Source organism: Blastocatellia bacterium, assembly GCA_035275065.1.
In the GTDB taxonomy this organism is placed as follows: Bacteria; Acidobacteriota; Blastocatellia; order UBA7656; family UBA7656; genus DATENM01.
Map to the genome: position 1 here is coordinate 16,492 of DATENM010000033.1, position 22,688 is coordinate 39,179.

At 63.2% G+C, this 22,688-nt stretch carries 8 protein-coding genes; 4 read left to right on the forward strand and 4 right to left on the reverse strand.

Features of this window, described 5'->3' with window-relative positions; translation table 11 throughout:
• Positions 1 to 94: 94 nt before the first annotated feature.
• Both topA and dprA read right to left on the reverse strand, forming a co-directional pair.
• Positions 95 to 2,620 carry a type I DNA topoisomerase gene (topA, locus tag VJ464_06470; protein HKQ04758.1) on the reverse strand — a complete coding sequence of 842 codons (2,526 nt, stop codon included), beginning with the start codon at positions 2,618 to 2,620 and terminating at the stop codon, positions 95 to 97.
• 174 nt (positions 2,621 to 2,794) lie between these two features.
• A complete protein-coding gene (gene dprA / locus VJ464_06475; GenBank protein HKQ04759.1) occupies positions 2,795 to 3,931 on the reverse strand; it encodes a DNA-processing protein DprA in 1,137 nt (378 codons plus the stop codon).
• A 176-nt stretch (positions 3,932 to 4,107) separates the two neighbouring features.
• Here dprA and VJ464_06480 point away from each other — a divergent pair, with 176 nt between their 5' ends.
• Positions 4,108 to 4,356 (forward strand): hypothetical protein, encoded by a 249-nt coding sequence (locus VJ464_06480; GenBank protein ID HKQ04760.1) that lies wholly within the window; start codon positions 4,108 to 4,110, stop codon positions 4,354 to 4,356.
• 44 nt (positions 4,357 to 4,400) lie between these two features.
• On the opposite strand, the gene VJ464_06485 is transcribed toward VJ464_06480, so the two are convergent.
• Positions 4,401 to 7,106: a GH116 family glycosyl hydrolase gene (locus VJ464_06485; GenBank protein ID HKQ04761.1), complete on the reverse strand. Its 2,706-nt coding sequence runs from the start codon at positions 7,104 to 7,106 to the stop codon at positions 4,401 to 4,403.
• A 382-nt stretch (positions 7,107 to 7,488) separates the two neighbouring features.
• On the opposite strand from VJ464_06485, the gene VJ464_06490 reads away from it, so the two are divergent.
• From VJ464_06490 to VJ464_06500, 3 genes are read left to right on the forward strand one after another with little or no spacing between them, the layout of a single operon-like run.
• Positions 7,489 to 14,547, forward strand: a complete 7,059-nt coding sequence (locus VJ464_06490) for a hypothetical protein (protein ID HKQ04762.1) — start codon at positions 7,489 to 7,491, stop codon at positions 14,545 to 14,547.
• Between the two features lies 1 nt (position 14,548).
• Positions 14,549 to 18,193, forward strand: a complete 3,645-nt coding sequence (locus VJ464_06495; protein ID HKQ04763.1) for a hypothetical protein — start codon at positions 14,549 to 14,551, stop codon at positions 18,191 to 18,193.
• A 3-nt stretch (positions 18,194 to 18,196) separates the two neighbouring features.
• A complete protein-coding gene (locus tag VJ464_06500) occupies positions 18,197 to 21,610 on the forward strand; it encodes a hypothetical protein (GenBank protein ID HKQ04764.1) in 3,414 nt (1,137 codons plus the stop codon).
• 60 nt (positions 21,611 to 21,670) lie between these two features.
• Here the strand turns inward: VJ464_06500 and VJ464_06505 are convergent.
• Positions 21,671 to 22,688 (reverse strand): YifB family Mg chelatase-like AAA ATPase (locus VJ464_06505; protein HKQ04765.1); only part of this gene is annotated, 1,018 nt, incomplete at its 5' end.

Genomic DNA, 22,688 nt, shown 5'->3' on the forward strand with positions numbered 1-22,688 from the left:
GCGGTCAATCGGCGGCGCTCAAAAAAGGAAGGGCGAGTGATCTCGCCCTTCCTTCATTCGCTGATTATTCTCTGTTCGCCCGGGCGGCATTCGCTCAAGCGGTCAGCCCGGCGCGTTTCTTTTCGGGCTGGCCTTCGGTAGGCGCATCCGGCAGCGGCTCTTTGTGCTTGCAGCCCTCTTCGCGGCATTGCAAGTAACGGCTGCCGTCTTTGTTCACCTTTTCGAGCATGAAGCGCGCGCCGCAGGCCGGGCAGGCTTGCGCAACCGGCTTGTCCCAGACCGCGAAATTGCATTTCGGATAATTCGAGCAGCCGTAAAAAGCGCGCTTGCCGCGGCCCTTCTTGACGACGATCTCGCCGCCGCATTCGGGACAGGCAACGCCCGTCGTCTCTTTCTTGATGTACTTGCACTCAGGGTAATTCGAGCAAGCGGTGAACGGGCCATAGCGCCCCGCCTTGACCACCAGGTGCTTGCCGCAATTCGGGCACAGCTCTTCAAGCACAACGTCGGGCTGCGCGATCTTGCCGCCCTTTTGAATCTTGCGCGTCGTCTTGCAATCGGGGTAACCGGTGCAGGCCAAAAACTGACCGAAGCGGCCGCGCTTCATCTGCATCGGGCGGCCGCAGTTCTCGCAAGTCTCTTCCTGCGCCTCGGCGTGTGTCTCCTGGCCGGCCTCGTCGTGCGGCTTCGAGATGTCGCGCGTCGTCTTGCACTCAGGGTAGTTGGTGCAGGCGAGGAACTGGCCGTAGCGCCCGAACTTGATGGCCATCTTCGAGCCGCAATTATCGCAGACCTCGTCGGTGATGATCTCCTGGCGCTTGACATCGCGCATCGTCTCTTTGGCGGCGGCCAGGTCTTTGGTGAACTTCTCGTAAAACTCGGCCAACGCCGCGGTCCACTGCATCTTGCCTTCTTCGATCTCGTCCAGCTCCTCTTCCATGTGGGCCGTGTACTGCACATTGAACAGATCGTCGAAGCTCGACACCAGCAAGTCGTTGACGATGAAGCCGAGCTCTGTGGGCACAAAGCGCCCCTCTTTGCGCTCGACGTACTCGCGATCCTGAATGACGGTCATAATCGCCGCGTAAGTCGAAGGCCGCCCGATGCCCTTCTCTTCCAGCGCCTTGACCAGCGTCGCCTCGGTGAAGCGCGGCGGCGGCTCGGTGAAGTGCTGTTCGGGGTCGAGCTTTTTCAATTTCAACTCTTCGCCCGGCTCGACCTTCGGCAGCTTATGCTCGGCCTCTTCGTCCTCTTCGTCCTTCTCGTCCTTGCCCTCTTCGTAGACCGCCATGAAGCCGCTGAACTTGACGACCGAGCCGGTGGCGCGGAACAGGTAACGCTCGCCCGCCTTGATGTCAATCGTCGTCTGATCGAGTATGGCCGGCATCATCTGCGACGCAACGAAGCGCTGCCAGATCAGCTTGTAGAGCGCCAGCTCGTCTTTGCCGAGATAGCGCGCCATCTGGTCCGGTGTGCGCATCACCGAGGTCGGGCGGATGGCTTCGTGAGCATCCTGCGCGTCTTTCTTCGAGCGATAGAAGACGGGCTTTTCCGGCAGGTACTCGTTGCCGTACTGGCCGCCGATGTAATCGCGCACTTCGGCGAGCGCCGTGTCGGCGACGCGTGTCGAGTCGGTTCGCATGTAGGTGATTAAGCCGACCGTGCCTTCAGCGCCGAGATCAACGCCCTCGTAGAGCCGCTGGGCGACCTGCATGGCCTTCTTCACCGGAAAGCGCAGCTTGCGCGAGGCTTCCTGTTGCAGCTTCGAGGTAATGAACGGCGGCACAGGGTTGCGCTTTTTCTCTTTGGTCGTGACCGTGGAAACGATGAAGCGCTGGCGCTCGATGTCCGCGACCAGCTCTTGCGCCTGGCGCTCGTCGCGAATATGAATCTCGTTCTTCTTGACGCCGTAATCGGCGACCGCCGCGTCGGGCGACGACGGGTTGAAGTCGGTCGTCTTAACGGTCTTGTCTTCGACGCGCAGCAAGCGAGTGTCGAACTGCGGCGGCAGCTTGGCCGCAAGATTAGCGGTGATCGTCCAGTATTCACTCTTGATGAAGGCTTGAATTTCGCGCTCGCGCTCGACGACCAGGCGCAGGGCGACCGACTGGACGCGGCCCGCCGACAGCCCCCTTCGCACCTTGTCCCACAGCAGCGGCGACACCTGATAGCCGACGATGCGGTCGAGCAAGCGCCGCGCCTGTTGCGCGTTGACGAGGTTTTCATCGATGTCCGTGGGATGACGGAACGATTCCTGAATCGCCGACTTGGTGATTTCGTTGAACAGCACGCGGCGCACGGTCTTCTTATTCTTGCCGCGCCCTTCCAGCTCTTCCTTGATGTGCCAGCCGATGGCCTCGCCCTCGCGGTCGGGGTCGGTGGCGACATAGATGGTGTCGACGCCTTTAGCGGCGGCCTTCAATTCGCGAATCACTTTCTCTTTGCCGGGAATGACCTCATAAGTCGGCTCGAAGTTATTATCGAAATCGATGCCGATGCCTTTCTTGGGCAGATCCTTGACGTGGCCGACCGAGGCCAACACTTTGAAATCGCTTCCCAGATATTTATTTATCGTCTTGGCTTTCGAGGGTGACTCAACAACTACCAGTGCTTTGATCATAATCTATCAACACCCGCGTCTCGATCACGAGACGCTGCTAGTTTGTCAACTTTCTAACAAGACACTCAAACAATCCACTTTAGCGTCGGCTTTTCTAAGGTGTCAAGTATGGCCCCCGTGGCGCGAGCCGTCAGCTCGCGCACGGACTCGCGCAAGCGGTTCGCTTGCGCCACTTTAGAGCTTCTTTACGAAAGACTTGCCCGGCAATTGCCGGATGCGGCCCGCCATCTCAAGCGTCAGCAGCGCGCTCATCAGCTCGCCGCGCGAGAGCGTCGCCCGCGCGATCAGCTCATCGATTTGCGTCGCGTCATCTTCGCGCAAGGTTGCCAGCACAGCGCGCTCGCCTTCCGTAAGCGCCACTTCGTCAAACTGCAATTGCGCCGCGCTGCTCTCTGGCCGCTCGGTCGCAAGGATGGCGGCTTTGATCTCGAAGGGTAACTCTTCGACGACATCGCGCCAGGTCTGCACCAGCTTGGCGCCATCCTTAATTAAGGTGTTCGGGCCGAAGCTTTTCGCCGAGGTGATGTTGCCGGGGACGGCAAAAACGTCGCGCCCCTGCTCCATCGCCATGCGCGCAGTGATCAGCGAGCCGCTGCGCTCGGCCCCTTCGACGACCAGCACGCCGAGCGTGATGCCGCTGATGACGCGATTGCGAAACGGGAAGTGCTGCGGCAGCGGCGGCGATTCGAGCGGGAATTCGGTCAGCAGCGCGCCGCTTTCGGCAATGCGCTCGGCGAGCTTGCGGTTCTCTTTCGGGTAGATCGTATCGAGCCCCGTGCCCATCACCGCGACCGTCAGGCCGCGCCCGGCAAGCGCGCCTTGATGCGCCGCCGCGTCAATGCCGCGCGCCAGCCCCGATACGACTGTGACGCCGCGCTCGGCCAGCTCGCGCCCCAGCAACTCAGCGACATTGCGCCCGTAGGTCGAGCAGTGCCGCGAGCCGACAATCGCCAGCGTCGGCTGCGCCAGCGCCCGCGCCATGTCGCCGCGACTGTATAGCAAGATGGGTGGATCGAATGTCTCGCGCAGCAGTCGCGGGTAGCGCGCATCATTGAGGGTGATCACTTCGCCGCTGATGGCTTCGAGCTTGCGGAGTTGCTCGGCGGCTTGCTGGCGTGGCTCATGACTTTTAAGCGCATCGATAGATTCGCGGCGCAGGCCGGCGGCTTCGAGCGCCGTCACAGGGGCTTCGAAACAGGCCGACGGCGAGCCGAAGCGCTCGATCAACATGGCCGCGGTGCGCGAGCCGACGCCGGCCACGAAGGTCAGGGCGATCCAATCGAGCGGCGAGTGTTGCGGCGTGGTTTGCATGGAGTCTAGCCCGCCTCTGTCAAAGTTAGCAAAATTACATGGTCGCGCATGAGCGACTTGCGCGCGATTGTATCGCGTTTCCGCTTTTAGTCAAGCGTCGCTTTGCGGATGGCACGCAATCTGTTAGATTGCGCCAGCCTTTGCGCATCTAACAGATTGCGCACCCTAGCAAACGCATGGCCTTCAAGTATCGCGAAAGCGTTTTGGTCGAGATGGCGCGGCACGGCGTCGTGCCGCACGCCGATGCGCCGCCCGAGTTGATCCGCGACTTTATCAACGACCTGTACGTTTACGAGATTCGCGCCCTGAAAGCGCGGCTCAAGGCCGGCGGCTTTCCCCGCGGCGAATATGCCGCGCGCGTCGCCGAGTTGCGGCGGCGCTATCCCCTTCTCTCGCTTCCGGTCAAACATTGGACCGAAGATTGAGGCGACGGGTCGCCGTGGTTTTCGCCAACAATGTCATTTAGCCCTCATCTTCTCGCGGTCAGCGGCAAAGCCAGCTCGCGCCGCACGTATTCGTTCGCCGGGCCATCGAAGCGAATCGTTAATTGCGGCTCACCGGCTTTCGATAGATTAAAAGTCACACCCTCCGCCGCGCCGACCTGCTTCGGTGATCGCACGGTCGCGGTGTAACTGCGCCCGCCGAGTCCTTCGACGGTCAGATGCAGCGCCGTCGCGTCAGCCCGCGACCGCAGGATGCGCAAGCCTTGATTCATCGCGCCGGCAATCAGCGGTTGCGGCTCGGCATAGACGCGCGTGCCTTCTGTGTAAGCGATCACCACTTCGGTTGAGGCAGTCGGGTTGTCAAACGTGACTTCAGCGAATTGCACGTCGCCGGCGCGCCTGACCTCAAATTTCGCGGCTCGTCCATTGACCGTCGCCGATTTGATCTGCGCGTCGAGCGGGAACGCCGGCGCGATCACCATGCGTGACACGCCGCGAGCATTGGCGCTCGCGTTGCGCTGGTTGATGCGAGCCGTGGCGACACCGGCCACTTGCTCAATCGATAGATCATAGCGCGCCGGCCCGGCGGCAAAGTTTCTGACGACCGCGCCATTCCAATCCGCCGGTATCTGTGGCGCAAAGCGTAACGTCCGCCCGCCGTCACGCGCTTCCAGTCCGAACAGGCCGCGAATCGTCGGCGAGATGACCATTGCTTCTGACCACACCTGGTGATGCGACGAGCGCCCAAAGGCCGATTGATAATCCCCCGACAACAACTCTGTGACGTAACCGAGCGCGTTCGCATAAGTCAGCAGCGCGTTCGCCATCAACGCCTGGTAGCCGACAGACGAGCGGCCATAGCGATACGCCCCGACAGCGGCCCAGCCGGTGAACAGCGGCCACACCGAGCCGTAGTGATACGACAGCGGATCATACAATCGGCTGCGGTTCGAGATGATCCGCGCGCCCCAGTCGGTCGCCATCTGGCCGCTGCCGAGATGATCGATCTCGGCGTCGGCGCGCGCCGCGTCGAGCGTCTGCCACCAGAGCGGCACCGCCGGCAGCACCGTGTCTTCATCAATCAAGGTGACTTTGGCCAATTCGTTGAGCCGCTGCTGGCGCCGGTCGCGGCGCGGGCCGGGCTCTGCCTGGTTTGGCGTCGTCTTCGGGCGATGGGTGGCAAACGCGTAATACCCTTGCGACTGGAGCCAGTAGGTCTGCTCTGTGGCTTTGCGTGTGCGCTCGATGGCGGCCCGCGCTTCGGCAGGAATCAATCGGTCGCCCAGGGCTTCGGCCATCTCGGCCAGCCCATTGAGCGCCTCCATCCAGACGCCCTGCATATAAATCTCTTCGTGCGGCGGATAGAGCGCGCCGCCTTCGACCCAGCCGTGGCCGACGCCGGTGTTTTCGACCAAGCCATTGCCGTCCGTGTCGGTCTTTGCCGTAAAGCGATAGGCATTAACAATCGAATCCCAGTTCTTGCGAATGAAGTCGGTGTCGCCACTCGCCCGCCAGTAATCGGCATGGCCGATGATGTAGAGCGGCGTCGCGTCGGCGCTCGCCCACGGATAAGAGTAGTCGGTGAACCAGCGGATCAGCGGCGCGCTTTGCGAGATTTCGTGAGGAATCTTGCCGTCGGCCCGCTGGAACTGTTTAAGGAAGTCGAGCGCCGTGCGCGTCACCGCAAAATCGCCATACGAGTTGATGGCCAGCGTCGTCCACATCGAATCGCGGCCAAAGAACCACGCGAAGCCGGGGCGCTCGCTTTCGCCTGAAGTGCGAAAGCCGGCAATCAATCCCGTTCCCATCATCGGGTTGGTGGCGACGCCTTTATCGACGCCGACCTTTGCCCACGCGAATGCCGTGTTCAACCGCTGGTCGGGCGTCCCGATGCTCGTCGTGTCGTTCGTAAGCCGCGCGTAGTAATCCACGTTACGGTCGTAAAGCGACTGCGCATTGGCAAGCAGCTTGTCATAAGCGGCGCGCGCCTTGTCACGGCCTTCGGTGCTTGCGCCGATGACGATAGGGATGAAACGCGAGCGCATCTCGGCGGGCGAGGTTTCAATGACAAAGCGCACAGGCAGGTCGCGCGGTTCTTCCTGATAAGGTTGCAGCGACACTTCGCGTGCGCCGGGCGAGCCGACCCAGGCGGCAAAGCGACGTGATTCTTCGCCGAGGAAGTACGCGTGGGCGCTTTCGTCAAAGCCGACATAGCCGGTCTCGAATCCCGCCGGCCACATCAGGCGCAGCTTCGGGCGGAATGAGCCGGTGATCGTCATCGGCAAGACCGAATCGATGTCGAGCAGCATGATGAGGCCCGGCTCGTCCACGGGCGCATAGACGATCTGCCGCACCGTGAAGGCGGCATGCGAATAGGTGAAGATCGTCGCTTCGGGCCGCGCATTGATCGCCACCATGATGTCGGGGCCGTGAATGTCTAGCGGGTAGCCTTCGAGGTTGAACGAGAGCTGAAAGTCGTCGAGTATCTTCAGCGGGTAGACCCACGCTTCCATCGCGCGGTTCTCGTAGCCGAACAGCGCCGAGCGCCGGCCCACCACATCAAAGAATGATCCCGATTGCGTGCGGCGCTCAAGCTCAAGCCCGGATTTCTTGAGCGTGAACTTCTCCGGCAGCGGCGCGGGCGTCTGCGCATAAACATTCGCAGCCATGCACAGGAAGAGGGATGCGAAGACGAAGCGGGCAGCGGCCCTGATATGGTTTCGACCGTGCAAGGCAACCTCCAGGCGTGCGGAATTTCAAAGTCGCGTGCATTCTATTTTGCTGGCCGCGCCAGTTCAAGCCCGCGCCGTCTGGGCTGTGCGGATTCATCCCACGGAGTGGGAACAAACTGCGCGAGACCGATGCGCTCGAAAGGCAATAGGCCTGGTAGGTTTGAAGGTTGGGGTCGGGCGAACTTAGAATATGATCCGTATTGACAAACACAGAACGATGTATTAGTCTGTGGCCCTCCTATGTAACGGAGAGAACCAATAGAATCCACTATCAAAGCAGCATTTGGCCCTGACCCTGACACGCAGTTCCAGGGGTTAACCAGAGGCTATCAAACGAGCTAAAGGGCGGTTGTAGTGCAAGTCCACAAATTGGAGGACGCACATGCCGGATCTTTCTCTCTTCGACCTCATCTTACCCTACGTGTTGCGAGGCGACGATTTCGGTCCCTGGCACCCGGCCCTTTCGGTTTTGCTCGTTACGGATCACGAAACCGTCATTGACGACCGCGGGGTCGTCATTCGCGGCACGGTGAGGTTCGAAGGGAGCGTGCGACCGGCGATCAACCTTCGGACGATGTCCTTCACCGTCGTCGCCGCCAACGCGGACAATCACCCGAAAAACGATCCCGGCCAGCGCACTCCATGGATCGATATTCGCGACGCCGGCATCGAATTTCAACTAACTGTGCCCCGCGTCCAGTCCGCGAAGATCACCCAGGCGATGGGGCAGATTCTCGCCGCCAACCCGAACTTCCCGGCGGCGGCAGTCATCAACGCTTACGACACGGTGCCGCCCTCGGATGATTACCCGAACACAGAATTCACCCTCGACTTCATCCTGACAAGCATCGTGCTCAGGCCGCCATTCCTGCGGGGTGCCAAGCGTGGAGCGGACGGCCAGATGGTGGCCGATCCGGAAAACCAGGAAGTGAAGTTCACCCTGCCCAAGATAAAGATGCGGCTGGCCCAGGGCTCGGCCGTACCCGCTCAGATGACGGTCTCGATTCTTTCGCTGGGGGCTACGGGCCTGGACGACCCGGGAAGCTTCGGGGTTGCGGAACTGGTGACGATGGACCCGCCGTACGCCTTCATCGGGTCGTCGGACGTGGTCGCCTTTGGGTTCAGGTCAGGCGTGCTCGATCTTTCCAACGGCGCGACGCCGCCCGACGTGCTCAAGCAGTTCGGCTATGACGAGAGCTGGCAGGGGCTCTACCTTCCCGAGATACGACTCTTCATCGCGCCCAACGGAGCGCGCGACCTGGCAATTGATGGCGGCGCGCGCAATCTCCTGATCGGCTTCGGCCAGTCGGCGGGAGTCACAGGGGATTTCGAGCTGCAAGTCATCAACCAGGGTGCCGGCGACTTGAAGATCGGGGCGCGCTTTTACGATCAGACCGGGCGGAGTTACGGGATCACGCGAACGATAGTGACCGCACCGGCGGACGAAGCAACGGTCGCCTTGCCCGACCATACTCGGATGATCATCGACGTAGAAGGCGGGCTGGCCCCATACAAGGTCACTGCCAGCAACGCGGCGCCGGGCGTAGGCCGCGATCACACAGTCGAGCTGGGCCCGGCCGACGTCAAGAAGGACATCATTATAGATGTCTCCGATTCGACCGGCTTGCAGAATCAACAGGCCACCCATAAGCACAAGACGCTGACGATCCACGCGTCGCGCCTTGCGGCCCCGGCCGCACCTCCGCCGGGCTCGCAGCCGCCCGGCCAGAGCTTCCCGGTCGACCTAAGGACTACGTCAGTCAAGCAAGGCACCGCGCCGGTGAGCGCACCGCGGTTGGTCCTCATCGGCGAAACATCCACGCAGGCAACTATCGCTCTAGACAACGGCGAGCCGGCGACGTGGACCGTCGGCAACGGCTCGCCCGCGGGGCCGAGCGCGACCGTGACGGTAGATGTCGGCCCGGGCGCGAGCGTAAAAGTGAAGGCCGTCGTCCCCGGTCAACTGGTCAAGGACTTCACCGCGTTTTACCGGTTCGACCATCCCAAGCCGAACGCAGACCCGTCTTTCGCAACGATTCCCGGTAACTCACGGACCGGCTCTGCGCCGGACGAAGGTGTGAATTCGGTATGGTCCAGCGGCAGCGATTCGCTGGACGCGCTTCGCGGCATTCTGATTAAAGTGCCCGACAGCTCCACGATCAAGATTCAGGGATACGTGAGCTATGAGGGCGATGATTCGGCTCAGTCGCGCGGCTATAACACGGCGCTTGCGCAGCGCCGCGCCGACGGCCTGCGGGCGATGATCGACAAGCTTACCGACAGCAATAGCGGCGGGCCGCCGGCGGAGCTGAAGGGGCGCAAGTATCAGTTCACTCCCCCGCCGGCCGACGACATGGGCAAATGGAAGAGCCAGGGCACCACACTGGCTACGCGCAGGGAGTTTTGGAAAGCGCTTGCGAGCTTCCCGGGCGTGACCTCGGATGACACCGAGGTCAACGGCGTCGTTTCGCGCCGGCCGAATCAGCAACTGCAACAGGGCCCGCCGCAAGTCGTCCCCGATCCGGCACAGGACCCGCCTCCTCCCCCGAGCTGGTTCCACACGCTGGGAGGCAAGGTCCGCATCGTTCGCGACCAGTTCGTCGCGTGCGAAGTCTTTGGGAAGTTCGACTATCAGACGGCTGCCGAAAAGCAATTGCAGCAAGGGGGGCCTACCAACCTCCCTGGCAGCCAGCAGCTTGGCACTAACGACGCCGACGGCCTGATAGACATTCGCATCGTCGTGCAGATCGACGAGGCCACCGACACGGTGACCGTCATCGGTTACTTCGGCGCGGACCCCGCCGACCGTGACGGCCTGGTGCTTTGGGGCACGCCGCCGGGAGTACAGCCGGACCTGAAGGCGCCGGCCAACTTCGGCCTCGATTTCCTCGGCATCTCCTGCGTCTTCATGCCCGCCATCTCGGCGGCGAACAGTGCCGTCGCCAACAATGGCGCGCTGGCGCAGATGGGGGTCAGCCTAGGCGCATTCACTGCGGTCGGCGTGATCGCCGGCTTCAACCTTCTGCGCACGGAGCGCGTGGTCTGGTATGGCGGGGAGCTCAAGGTTGTCGCCGATAAAGCCGGCGACTGGCAAGCTACGGTGCTGCTCGACATCGAGACGGCGATCTCGGCCGATTTCCTCGGCATCATCACGATCCCACGCGACGCCCCGCTCGTCGTCCGCTACAAAGCGATAGGCCTCATGCTGGGCGACCCGGCCGGCGCGAACCCGTTCCAGTTCCGCCCGATGTTCGATTCGTCGAAGGGCTACACGATAGACGTTGCGCGTCCGGGCGCGATCCAGGTGAAGGAGCCGCTCGGCGACATCCTGAAGATTCTCGGCGCGCGCATCGCCAAGAACAACCCGCTGATCTTCGACGTGGATCTGGGTTTCGCCATTGACCTCGGCGTCGTCACGATAGAGCAGGCCGGCATCCGCGTGATACTCCACGACGAGACGAAGCCCAATGGCGGGACGCCCTCCGTCGAGCTCAGCGACTTCGGGGCGTCGGTCGACATCGCGAACGCGATTACGGGGCGCGGCTACGTAAAGGTCGGTGAAGGCGAGTTCGTAGGCCAGCTCGACCTTACCATCGTCCCGGTAAACGTACGCATCGCGGCCGGGCTAGGCATCAAGAAGATCGAAGACGTGACGGCGGTCATTGTAAAGCTGGACGTCTCGTTCCCCGTGGCCATCCCGCTCGGGACATCGGGGCTGGGCATCTATGGCTTCATCGGCCTATTCGCAATGCACTGGTCGCGCGACGAGAGCGGGCTGCCGGCCGACCAGCAAGCGCGCGCCCTGGCCTGGTTGAAGAACGCCCACGGCGACCCTACCGACATAACCAAGTGGAAGCCGGAAGTCGGCCACTGGGCCTTCGGCGTGGGCGCGCTGCTCGGGACAATGGGGTCGAGCGTCATCTTCAACCTCAAGGGCATGGTGCTGCTCGAGCTGCCCGGCCCGCGCCTCTTGCTGATGTTGAAGGCGAACTTTCTGATCCCCGCGCCGAAGTTGAAAAGCGAGGCCGAAGGATTGTTGCTCGCTGTGCTTGATCTGGACATGGGACGCGGGACGCTCACCATCGGCATCTCCGCCGAATTCTCCATCGAGTACCTGCTGACGATTCAGATACCAATCGAGGCGTTCTTCAATTTCCATGACCCGAAGGACTGGCACCTCTACCTCGGGCAGTACTCGAAGCAGATAGAGGCGGACGTGCTGAGCGTGTTTGAGGGCAGTGGCTACCTGATGATCTCGGGCAATGGGCTGAAGAATATCGGGGAACTGCCTGCGGTCACGGGGTTCTCAATCGCCGTCGGGTTACACGTTGCGTTCATATGGGGGTCGAAGCCCGCGGGGCTGTACGCGGAGCTTGCGGCCGGTTTCGACGCGGTCGTGGGGTTCGACCCGTTCCGCTTCGCGGGCATCCTGTACGTCCGCGGCTCGCTGGTGCTGTGGATCATCGACATCTCGGCGTGGGCCAATCTCAAGGTCGATATGGGCGAGTTCAAAGACGCCCAGAACAAGCTGCAAAAGGTCTCGCGCATCGAAGGCGAGCTTTGCGGCGAGGTCGAATTCTTATTCTTCACCCTCTCGGGGTGCGTAGACTTCGTAGTGGGGGCCGACGCCCTGCCCGTGCCAGATCCGCCCGAACTGGTCCGCGCGCTGAAGCTGATCTCGCGGTCTCCTGCCCTGGTCCAAGGGACTGGAACAGATCGCCCGATAGACGGGGCCTACGAGGACGGTCAACCAACGCAAGCCAACCTGCCCGTGGTCCCTATCGACACGATCCCTTTGCTGGCGCTGTGCGCCCCGCCGCTTTGGGATGGGGTAAAGTTCAAGGGTAAGGACTTGAAAGGGTCGAACGACGCCCCGCCCGACGGGTGGGTCGCTCGCGGCGACTCGTATTTCAAGTACACGCTGAAGTCCGTCGAGTTGTCAGGGACGACGACCGCGGGCGCGACCCCGGCCACCTGGTGGAAGGCGAAGTCCGGAGACAAAGCCTACGAAGCGCAGCTCGCCCTCTTGAGCTGGATACCGGAAGCCACCCCGAAGGCCATCGAATACAGCAAGCACCTCGAAGATTGGGTGAAGGAGAGTTGGGGGACGATCTGCTGGCCGGCGGCTCCGCCGACGCCCGTGTTGTGGACTTTCCTCGGAGAGCTGCTCGGGCCCTCGCCTCACGGGTGGTGGCTGGACGGAACCGCATGGCCCGATCCTCCGAACACAGTCCGGTCCGCCCCCACGAATCTTGAAGTAAAAGTCACGGAGCGGTGGCGCAGCGGGAACGCCAAGCTGGATCACCTTCGCGCGGTGGTCCCGGCCATAGTGGAAGGCGCGCCTGTCGCCTGCCCGCCGCGCCGACAGCTCCCCACGACGCGGCCGGTGATCGGCATGGGCCGCGCGGTCGATGTCATCGGCGTCGCCCGCGGCGTGAAGCGCACCGAACCCGTTGCGCTCCAGCCGCAAGACCTGGCGGCGATGATTCGCGGCATCGAGCGCGGCACCCCCGTCTTGCGCTCGGCGTTCTACGGTCTGGCGCCGCAGGCCAGAGATGGGCACCCGGCCGAAGGCGGTGCGACGAGACCAGACCCGGGGGCGAACCTAACGACCGAGCCTCGGCACTGCCACAGCCGCGTTCTCGCCGCGCCGCTGTCGGATGACTATTGGCGCGCCGGCTTCAACCCGGTAACCTATCGCGACAAGTACATCAAGCAGCAACTCGCGAAGCGGAAGTACACCTATGGCCCCCTGATAGACGCGGTCGTCGTCGGCACGGGCGAGCTCAAACAGGCGACGTTCTTCCTCTTCGTCCCCCGACAGCTCCTGGTCAGCGGTCAACTGGTCATCGACATCTTGGATGCCAAGGAGAAGATTCTGAGTGAGCGAGTGGTGACGGCCTCGGATGCGTTGCCCGCTGTCGCGGTGCCGGCGAAATGGACCGACCCGACCGGCCCGTGGTATGACGAGATGTTTCTTCTGTTCGAGCATCAGAAGTACCTCCAGCCGTGGGGATATCAAGGCGTGATCGTCACCGTGGGCGGGGCGAGAGGGGGCGACCGCGTTCAGATAGGACTCAAGAGCGGCGCCGCACAGATGCTCAAGGACTTGCGCCACCGGCCCTTCTACGTTGCGGCCATCGAGGCCGTGCGCCTGGAGGAGGCGTGGCGCTTCGACTACGACAACAAAGAACAAAAGCACAAGCAGGAGATCGCCGGCGCGGTGCTCAGTTCGGAGAGCGCCGACTATGCGCTCCTTCAGAAGGGCACCGTTTACAGCGTGACCGCGACCTGGGACGCCCAGCGCGAACGCCACCCCAAGGGGCAGATGCCCACCGACATGAAATCTGTGGCCAACATCTCCCAGACTTTCTGGTTCAAGACCGACGACCAGCCGCCCGAGCGGCTCGACCCCTGGATGCTGGCGGCCCTCCCGACCGAGGGGGAGCGCCATTACTTCGCCGACGATGACCTGAAGCTCGTCTTCGCTACGAACAATGTGGTCCGGCTCTACGAGACCTACGACAAGCGCCTGCAAGTGCGCTTGCGGGCTTCTTCATACCGGCCGCCGCCGGGCACCGCTAAGGTCCCGAAATGGCCGCTCAAGCTCGACGCGACTTCCGTCGACCCCGTCTCCAAGAGCGTCGTCGATCCTTTCGAGGAGGCGCTGGAGAATCTGCTCGACGGCTCCTGCGTGCCGGTGTTCGGGGAACGCATCCGCCACTCGAAGGTGGACATAGACACGCCGCTCGATACGTTCACCGATTACGTGCTCGATATCGAGATGGTCGCCAAGAATGCCCCGGACGACGCGACCGGCCCGGTGGTCTGGAGGCGGCGCTTCAGCACCGGCGCGTTCCGAACCCTGGAGGCGTTCGCCACATCGTTCTTCACGGCGCGCGTGGTGCATCGCGCGATTGAGGCAGGCGCGATGGCCGACATCAAGAGCAGGTTCGCCGCCAAGACGCCCGCAGGCAGCGAGCTGGATCAGGCGTTCATCGATCACCACGTCGAACCGCTAGAGGTCCCCGACCAGCCGCGGCTGGTGGTCTTCTGGGAGACCGCCGGCGGCGACCCGCAGCCTACGGCGTTGATCATCGATGCGTCCGAGCCATTATGGCGTAGCCGCATGCTGCCGCGACCGACCGACCCGACTCCCGACGGACAGAAACGCTACGTCATGGCTTCGGTGCCGTGGCTTGAGGTCCGCCAGCAGGCCGGGGGCGATGACGTGCTGGACGGCAGTATCATTCCCGGCCCGGGCAACCAGCGCGCGCTGATCATCCTTAAGCCGGGTTCGAGAGGTAAGCACGCGAAGTTCGCCCTCAGGCGCATCCCGCAGCCGGAGCCGTACCTTGACGGGCCGGGCGCCGCCGACACCTTCGTCACCATCGCGGACTTCAAGCTGACGCGCGCTCCCTGGGAGGAGACGGAGGACTGATATGCCCTATATCGTGGAAACCGCGCAGTTCAAGGCCGAGGGGGCGGTGGTGGATTGGCCGCTCCAGGCCAAACGTCTGGGCTTCTCCTACGCGGGCAACACACCGCGACTGCTCCACCTTCGCTGGATGATCCATCCGGAGCTGGGAATGCCGACCGAGCCTTTCATCGTCTGGCGCAGGTCGAAGAACAATCCAGGGCCTGTGATCAAGGACCTGAATTTCACGGTGACGCCTGAAGCCTACCTGTTCGGATCGAAGCGCGTGGACTGGACCGACGGCCTGATGATGCGGGTGGTCGTAGATATTCAGGCGAATGTAGCGGGCTTGATGACTGCCTACGCCGGATCGGCGACCTTCGGCAGCATGACGCAGTTCATCAACGTGCCTGCCGGAAATTCTACGCTCACCATCGAGGCGCCGGAGATTGACGGGCTCATCCTGCAAGACGGCATGAATGTAACGAAGGTGAAGGGGATTCCGGCTGACTGGTTGGTGCAGGCGGCGGGCTGGGCGAAGCTGGAGATCGTTGGCCTGCCTGTCGTGAAAGCGGAGTGGGTCGGCGTGGGGAAACATGCGAGCGATCAAGGCATGGTTGGAGCGTTGACCGATCCCGGGAGCGCTGCCATGCAGCGGCTGGCCCGGGGCGGGCCGCAGGTCGGCTGGCAGCCCAAACTGCCGACAGGTGAAACGGTCCCGGCCTGGGTCGCGCCCAATTACGCCCTGCTGATCGACGAGGTGCGAAAGGATGTGCTCACGCGGCTCAAGCCGGTGATGTTGTCGGCGCCCGACCAGCAGATCACGAAGAAGGTCTCCGAGCAGGCGGTGCTGGAGAACTCAAACAAGCAGCAGATGCCGCACCAGAACAACCAGATGAGCGTCGCGCCGCTGGCCCTGATGCTGCTCGCGGCAGGCACGGACCCGTGGTATTCGCTGGCTCTCGGTTTCGGGACCGCATACGACGCCAGAACGACCGGGATCACTGGCGCAGGCTCCGAAGCGCTAATGTACGACTACATGATCACGGCTCGCTGGGAGAAGGGTCTCAATGGCTCGTCCGCGTCGCCTTTCGAAATGGCGGCTCTCGTGCCGGCGCCGACGCAGGCGGTTGCCTGCCCCACGCCGGCGAACCTATCGGCGGCGCTGATGGGCTATCAGCGGCCGCACGCGGTCGACCAGGACTGGCGATGTTCAGTGATGACGAACTGGGACCGCTTCGTCGACAATGAGATCTTTCGCCCCCGCACCTACGCATTCGTGCGCGCCGGCCTGTCGCCGGTCGAGCCCATCAAGGCGCTGATGCAGCCGCGCACGAGCGGCGGCCTGCGCCACCTGGTCATCAACGGCGTACAATCAGACCCGCTGCCTGGCGACTGGTGGCAACTCGGCGCGGTCGAACGCGAGCTGCCGATCCCTTCGGCCGCGACGAAACGCACGAACCGCTATGGGATATGCCAGCAGGACATCTACGGCCAGTGGAGTCCGTGGGGCGCGACTGATCTCACCGTCGATGAGCCGGCTGTCGACGACGTACGAATCGTTTCGGCCCACCTGCGCCCCTCGCTGCCGGCCAATGCAAACAGCGCGGTCTGCCCGACCACGCTTGAGATCGAGTTCCTCTGGGACTGGCGCGTTCGCGGGCCCGGACGGATCCGTTTCGTCGGCAGGCTCTACCCCGCGGCCAACCACGGCGACCCGCCGCCGAGCCTGGTCCGTCCTAACGTGCTGCAACGCGATCTCAACGGCAACGGCTCGATGCTCGTCATCCATTTCACCAACGATACGCCGGATCCGTTAGCCAATGTCACCTTCACGCCACTCTCCGCCGATGGCCAGCAGAGCTTCACCAGCTTCGGGCAGGCGACTCAGGGAAACCGGGCGCGCCGGTATCGCGTCACGGTGAGTGATTTTTCTCTGAACTTCGCCAACACCGCACATATCGGCCTGGCGTTGTGGGCGCAAGGGCAGGAACGCATCCCGCCGCAACGCGACGGAGACTGGTCCAATCGTTGGGACCAGGACCTTGGCCAGAAAGTGGAGAATCCGACGGTCATCTCCACATCAGACCCGCGCCCGCCTAAGGTCGAACCGGATATCGTACAACTGGCGAGCCTCCCGGATTCGGCGGGCGAATGCCATGCCCGCCTGACCTGGAACCCGGGCAATCCCAGCACGAATGCCGCCGGCTACTTCATTTACGAAACGACCGAGAGTAAGATTCTGCGGCTATTCAATCAGGGCGACCCGCCGCAAGATCAATCGCTCAGCCTGCGCCTCACAGAAATCAAGAACCTCTTCAAGGCGAACCCGGCGTCGTGCCGGTCCGTCTTTACGAAAAGGAATTCCGAACCGCTAAAGGCCACAAGCGCCGATGTCACCCTCCCCAAGGGCACAACCAGTATCCACCTCTACGTGGTGCTCGGCATGAACGCGGGGCAGGTCGAATCGGATTGGCCCTCGGGCAACAACGCCGACGACCATCTGCAAGCGTTCGCGGCGCCGCGCATCCAGAAGCCATCGCCGCCGACCATCGAGGCCCGCGCCCTCCTTGATGAGAACGTCAGTCCGCCTGTGTATCGGGCTCAATTGCGGATCGGGTCGCGCACGGGGCCTCGCGTGAAGCGAGTCGAGCTGTTCCGCGTGAGGGTGGATGACGCCGCCAAGGAGCTTGAAACTATGGGCCCGCCGGTGGCGGTCATCACAAGCGGCGGTCCGAACTGGAGCGTCTCGACTAATCCGGGCTCCTCCGACATCGCCACGATCTCGGGGCACGACACGCCGCCCGGTTCCTGGAAACGCGTGTGGTATCGCGCGACCGCCTGGTCGGAGAGGGACCAGTTGCGCGGGTATCTGGCGGGACGTTCGCCGGCGAGCTCGGCCGTATCAATCGTGGTTCCGCCGGCGACGCCGCCTGATCTTTCAGCGGTAAAAGTCTCCTGGCCCAACAACGGCGACATCGCCGACGCGCTGCTTGAGTGGACCAGCAGCGCCCCATTGCACAAGACCGTCCTCGGCCCGCACATCCTCACCGCGCGCGCCAAGGTTGCGGGCGCGCCATGGGGTAGTGCGCCGCTGATCGATCTACGAAGCGAGCTTGACGCCCTCCCAGGCACGAAGCCCTTGAAAGGCTCAGGCGTTTGGCTCGTCACGCCGGTCGGCCCCGGCCGCCAATATGCCGCCTACATTCATCGCGCATCGGCCAACGACGCGGTCGGTGTAGCGATTCGCCTGACGGATCCGCTCGGGCGCGTCAGCGAGCAGGTGGTGCAGATCCCTTCGGGCTCGCTGCTGCCGGCGCCGGAACTGCACAGGCTGGCGTACAGGGCGAGTCCGATGCCGCCAGGCATCAACTTTGCCTTCGGTAGCAGTGCCCCGCTCAATGTCATGCCGCCCTACATGGTGCGTGTGAGGACCTCCGCGCCGCACCAGCATAATTTCAACGCCGAGCTGAAGGGCGCGCTGGCCGCCATTCCCGTGACCGCACAATGGCCGCCCCCAGGAAATGCTCCGTTGACCTGGCGGCGCATGCCGGGGAACGGGCCGAACTACGAATATCAAGTCTTCTGCCGGGTGCCGGTGGGGACCTTCCAGGTGTGGTTGACTTCCTTCGACGGCCGCGTCGCCGAACAGACGCTGAAGGTGAGCTGACATATGACGCCAGTCTTCCCCATTTACAACTTCACCCCGGCCGCGGCGCAGCAGCAGTTGCAGAACGATGGGCTCGACGCGCTTGGCCTCACGACGGTCGCGTTGAGCCCGCACTGGGCGACGGCCAACATCACGGCCAATGGCCAGGCACCCCTGACATTGAAGAGTCCGGCGCAGCCCGGCCAACTGCGAGCGCCATTCCGTGGGATACTGCAAGGCGCATTCGCCCCGGCCAACTCCTTCCTCCAGAACGCGCTCGCGAAGGGCGATACCGCTTTCAACGTGCTCTCAAACATGGGCCAGGTCTTCCCTGCGCCGGCCGGCGGCGGCGGCGTCGTTCTTGCCATTTCCAACTCCGACGGGTCGAAGCGGGAGTTCGTGCTGTTGACCGCCCGCAATAACGACACGTTCACGGTGACGCGCGGGTACAACGGCAGCGCCGCGCAGGATTTCGACGCCGGCGATCTGGTCTCATTGGTGTTGGGGCGCAACAACACTTCGGTCAAATTCAGCGATGCCAATGGCCAGCCGCTCCAGATGACCTGCGCCATTTTCCGTTTCCATCCGCAGGCGGCACTGCGCCTGGCGAGGTTGATGGCGGTGCGTTACGAGAACAACACCACGGCCTTGATTCGTCCCGTGCCGCATGCAATGGTGATCCACAACGCCGGGTTCTACCTGACCGATCAGATCTTCGAAGCGGACGCGCCCTTGCCCAGCCTCGGGAACTTTGACTTCTCGTCCCAGGACATCTCCTTCCACGATGAGCGCGGACTCATCATAGATCCGGTTTACGTCGCCGCTCTCTTTGCGGACCTGTTGGCAGCCTTCCCGGCCTTACAACCCGCAGGCGTGACGGGCGGCGTCGGCGATGTCGGCGGAATCAATAGCGTCCTGGGGCTGGGAAATGGGACTCTATACCATTTTATCAACCCGCACGGCGGCCCGTTTCAGCCCGCGAACGCGATGGCCACAGCGATTGGCAATCAACCCGCCACAGGGGTCCCGGCGACCGGCCTGGTACAGGTCCCGCAGGGGCAAGTCGCCACGATCAAGGCGGCCAATCCGAATGGGCCTCTGCGCTGGGGGTGGGCGACCAACGGCGTGATGACGGCCAACGACCTTATCCCCCCCGCGCTACCGGGGAACGTCAACCTGCCCCGCCAGTTCTTTCGCATCTGCGCGGTGGATATTAACCGGGCGGTGCTGGGCAACAGGACCGACGGCACTGTGCTCGGGGTACAGAAGGATGACGGGCGCCTGTCGCAAGAGTTCGGCACTGACGCGGCAAGCTTTCTCCCCGCCGTCCGCGATCAGGTCATCATAGACTACCTCGTCGACGGGCCGGACACGCTCTCCGAGATCACGCGTGTGCTGCAACCGGCGCCGCCCAAAGACGTCATGCTGGCCGTCTCGATGGAGTGGGATAACACGCTGATCACGCCCGGCACGGCAGGGGCCACGGCTCACTGGCCTCTGTTTCCGCCGGCCGCCGGGGGAGGCCCGGCGGGTGCCCCTGCGATGGTCCCATCCCCGCTGCCGGCGGGGGCGGTCACGGCGGCCCTTTCGACCCAGGACCCGCGGGACATAGTCGTTACGCTGACCGGCGTCGCGCCTTTCGATTCGTACGTGCGAATCTACCCGCAGATGTTCATCCCTATCGAAGCGATTGGGCCCGAGCCCTCGTTCGTCCGCGGCGACGGCGGCGCCAACATCTGCGCGGGCGCCGCCGTCAGTGTCCTGCTAGTGAACCCGTTCGGGCTGCAAGTCGGTCAGGCCACTCCGTCGCAACTGACGGTAGACATCGTCATCGCGCCGCGCGGCGGAGGGCGGCAGTTGTTCGGGGCGGTCAACGTCCCTGTAAATGTCAACGGCCCGGCCGTCGCCCCTCCCGCCACGCCGTTTGTAGGGGCGCCGCCGGTGCTGGCCCTTTTTCCACCGCTTCAAGGTATCGCACCTTCGCCGCTGTTTGGCGTGCCTGTGCCGCCAAATCCGCCGACGCCGACGCCCGGCACTTTCACCGCCCTCCTCTTGAGTTTTGTGGCTGAAACGATGCCGCGTCAGGCGCCGCGCTACCCGACTCAGGCCCGCTTTGAAACCATCGCCGTCTCCGGTACGCCGGGCGGTGCCAACGGCACGCTGTTATGGGACGGGGTGATAACCGGGGCGCGCTGGTCGCCGGAATCGCGTTCCGCGCAGCACGACCTCGGAAACCCTGGCAACCCGGCCGGGCCAGACATCCATGCGCCGGGCGTGCGCGTCACCGGCGCGTTAGCATACGACGCCGCCTACGTCGCGCTGCGCCGGGCGGAGCCGATGATCCCCTGGCCGGGCACGACGCTGAACTTTCCCGGCTGGGTGTTGTTCTCCGCCGGGAACAACTTCAACCCGCCGAGTGACGCCGCCAACGTCAACAACACCAGCACCGGGGCCGTGCTTCGCACCATCGCGCGCGCCTGCGAGACATCACAACTATCAGAAAAGAACATACCGTCCGACGATGATCTGAATCAGGATAAGTGGCTCGACAATATCTTAAAGGGGCTCGGATTCAACGTCACAGTCAACTTCCCCATAAATAACGACGCCCGTTTGCGCAAAGAGGTCCGGCGGGAGTTTTTCATCTCGAAGCACGGCCTGCGGGACGCGCAATGGTCGCTGCTGCGGGCCATCTCCGAAGCGCGCGAGCTGGTCTACATCGAATCGCCGCAATTCGCCCGGACGGCACGGCCCGCCGATGCTGCGAATCCGAAGGACTACGAAATCGATCTCGTTCAAACCCTCGCCTCGCGGCTTCAGGCATTCGCCAATCTGAAGGTGATCATCTGCACGCCGAAGCTGAGCGATTTCATGCCGCAGTTCAAGAGCTGGGCGCACCAGCACTATGAGGCGAGGGCGGAAGCCGTAGGCAAGCTACTGGCAGTCGCGCGGGACCGCGTTGCGGTCTTTCATCCGATTGGATTTCCGGGCCGTCCCGTGTTCATCCGCACCACCTCGGTGATCGTCGACGACGTGTGGGCGCTGGTGGGAGCAACCCACTTTCGCCGCCGCGGCATGACGTTCGATGGGAGCGCTGCGGTGTCGTCATTCGACCGCATGATCGAGAACGGGTATTCTAAGAAAGTCCGGGATTATCGCCAGGCCTTGATGGCGGCGAAGCTTCGCGTCCCTGCCCCGGTTGGAAACTTGGCTCGTCCGCCTGCCGACTGGATCCGCCTGAGCCGTCCCGGTTCGGCATTCGCGCTGGTTCAAGACCTTCTGGCACAAGGCGGCCTGGGCCGGATTGAATCGCTCTGGCCCGGGCCGCAAGAGAATGTGCAGGCCGTGGACGCCAAGGTGTCTGACCCGGATGGCTCGACCAGCGCCGATTACGCGATGCTCACAATTGATGGAGTGCTGAACGAAGCCGGAAAATGAGTTGAGCCTTTAAGAATCGGCCCCCTTCTAAGAGCCTTTAGGCAGCCGCGCTCGACCGGCTCAAGTCCAGTAGCTGCGATCCAGCGTGCGGTACTGAATGGCTTCGCTGACATGGCCCGACTCGATCTGCTCTCGGCCTTCGAGGTCGGCCAGCGTGCGGCTCACTTTGAGGATGCGATCATAAGCCCGCGCCGACAGCCCCAGCTGCGTGATGGCGCGTTCGAGCAATCCCTTTGACGTCGAATCCATGACGCAATACTTGCGAATCAAGCGCGGCGGCATCTGCGCGTTCGAGAAGAGCCTTTCGCCGGCGAAGCGTTCCTGCTGAATCTGTCTTGCCCGCACCACCCGCTCGCGAATCTCGGCAGAGCTTTCCGAAGGCGTGTCGCTCGCCAGCTCTTTGAACTTCACCGCCGGCACATCGATGTGAATGTCTATGCGGTCGAGCAGCGGGCCGCTGATCTTCGACACATAACGCTGTATCTGCAACGGCGTACATTTGCATTCGCGGGTCGGATCATTGAAGAAGCCGCAAGCACACGGGTTCATCGCCGCCGCCAGCATAAACCGCGACGGGAAGGTGAGCGACATCGCGGCGCGGCTGATCGTCACGCGCCCGTCTTCGAGCGGCTGGCGCAGCACTTCAAGGACGCTGCGGTCAAACTCCGGCAGCTCGTCGAGAAACAGCACGCCGTTGTGCGCCAGCGACACTTCGCCGGGGCGCGGCATCGTGCCGCCGCCAATCAAGCCGGCGTCCGAGATCGTATGATGCGGGGCGCGGAAGGGCCGCCGCGTCACCAGCCCGCGCCGCTCGGTCAGCCCGGCGACTGAATGGATTCGCGTGCATTCAATCGCTTCTTCAAACTGCAAGGGCGGCAGGATCGTCGGCAGGCGCTTCGCCAGCATGGTCTTGCCCGAACCGGGCGGGCCAATCAGGATGATGTTGTGCGCCCCGGCGGTGGCGACTTCGATGGCGCGCTTGGCATGCGCCTGACCGCGCACCTCGCGGAAGTCTTCGGCGTAATCGTCCAGGTGCGCGAGCAACGATTCGACTTCGATCTCAAGCGGCGCCATCGGC

Bases quoted from the DNA above. Each gene is read 5' to 3' on its own strand.
- VJ464_06480 (HKQ04760.1), top strand. From the start codon at position 4,108: ATGGCCTTCAAGTATCGCGAAAGCGTTTTGGTCGAGATGGCGCGGCAC.
- dprA (HKQ04759.1), bottom strand. From the start codon at position 3,931: ATGCAAACCACGCCGCAACACTCGCCGCTCGATTGGATCGCCCTGACC.
- VJ464_06490 (HKQ04762.1), top strand. From the start codon at position 7,489: ATGCCGGATCTTTCTCTCTTCGACCTCATCTTACCCTACGTGTTGCGA.
- VJ464_06500 (HKQ04764.1), top strand. From the start codon at position 18,197: ATGACGCCAGTCTTCCCCATTTACAACTTCACCCCGGCCGCGGCGCAG.
- topA (HKQ04758.1), bottom strand. From the start codon at position 2,620: ATGATCAAAGCACTGGTAGTTGTTGAGTCACCCTCGAAAGCCAAGACG.
- VJ464_06495 (HKQ04763.1), top strand. From the start codon at position 14,549: ATGCCCTATATCGTGGAAACCGCGCAGTTCAAGGCCGAGGGGGCGGTG.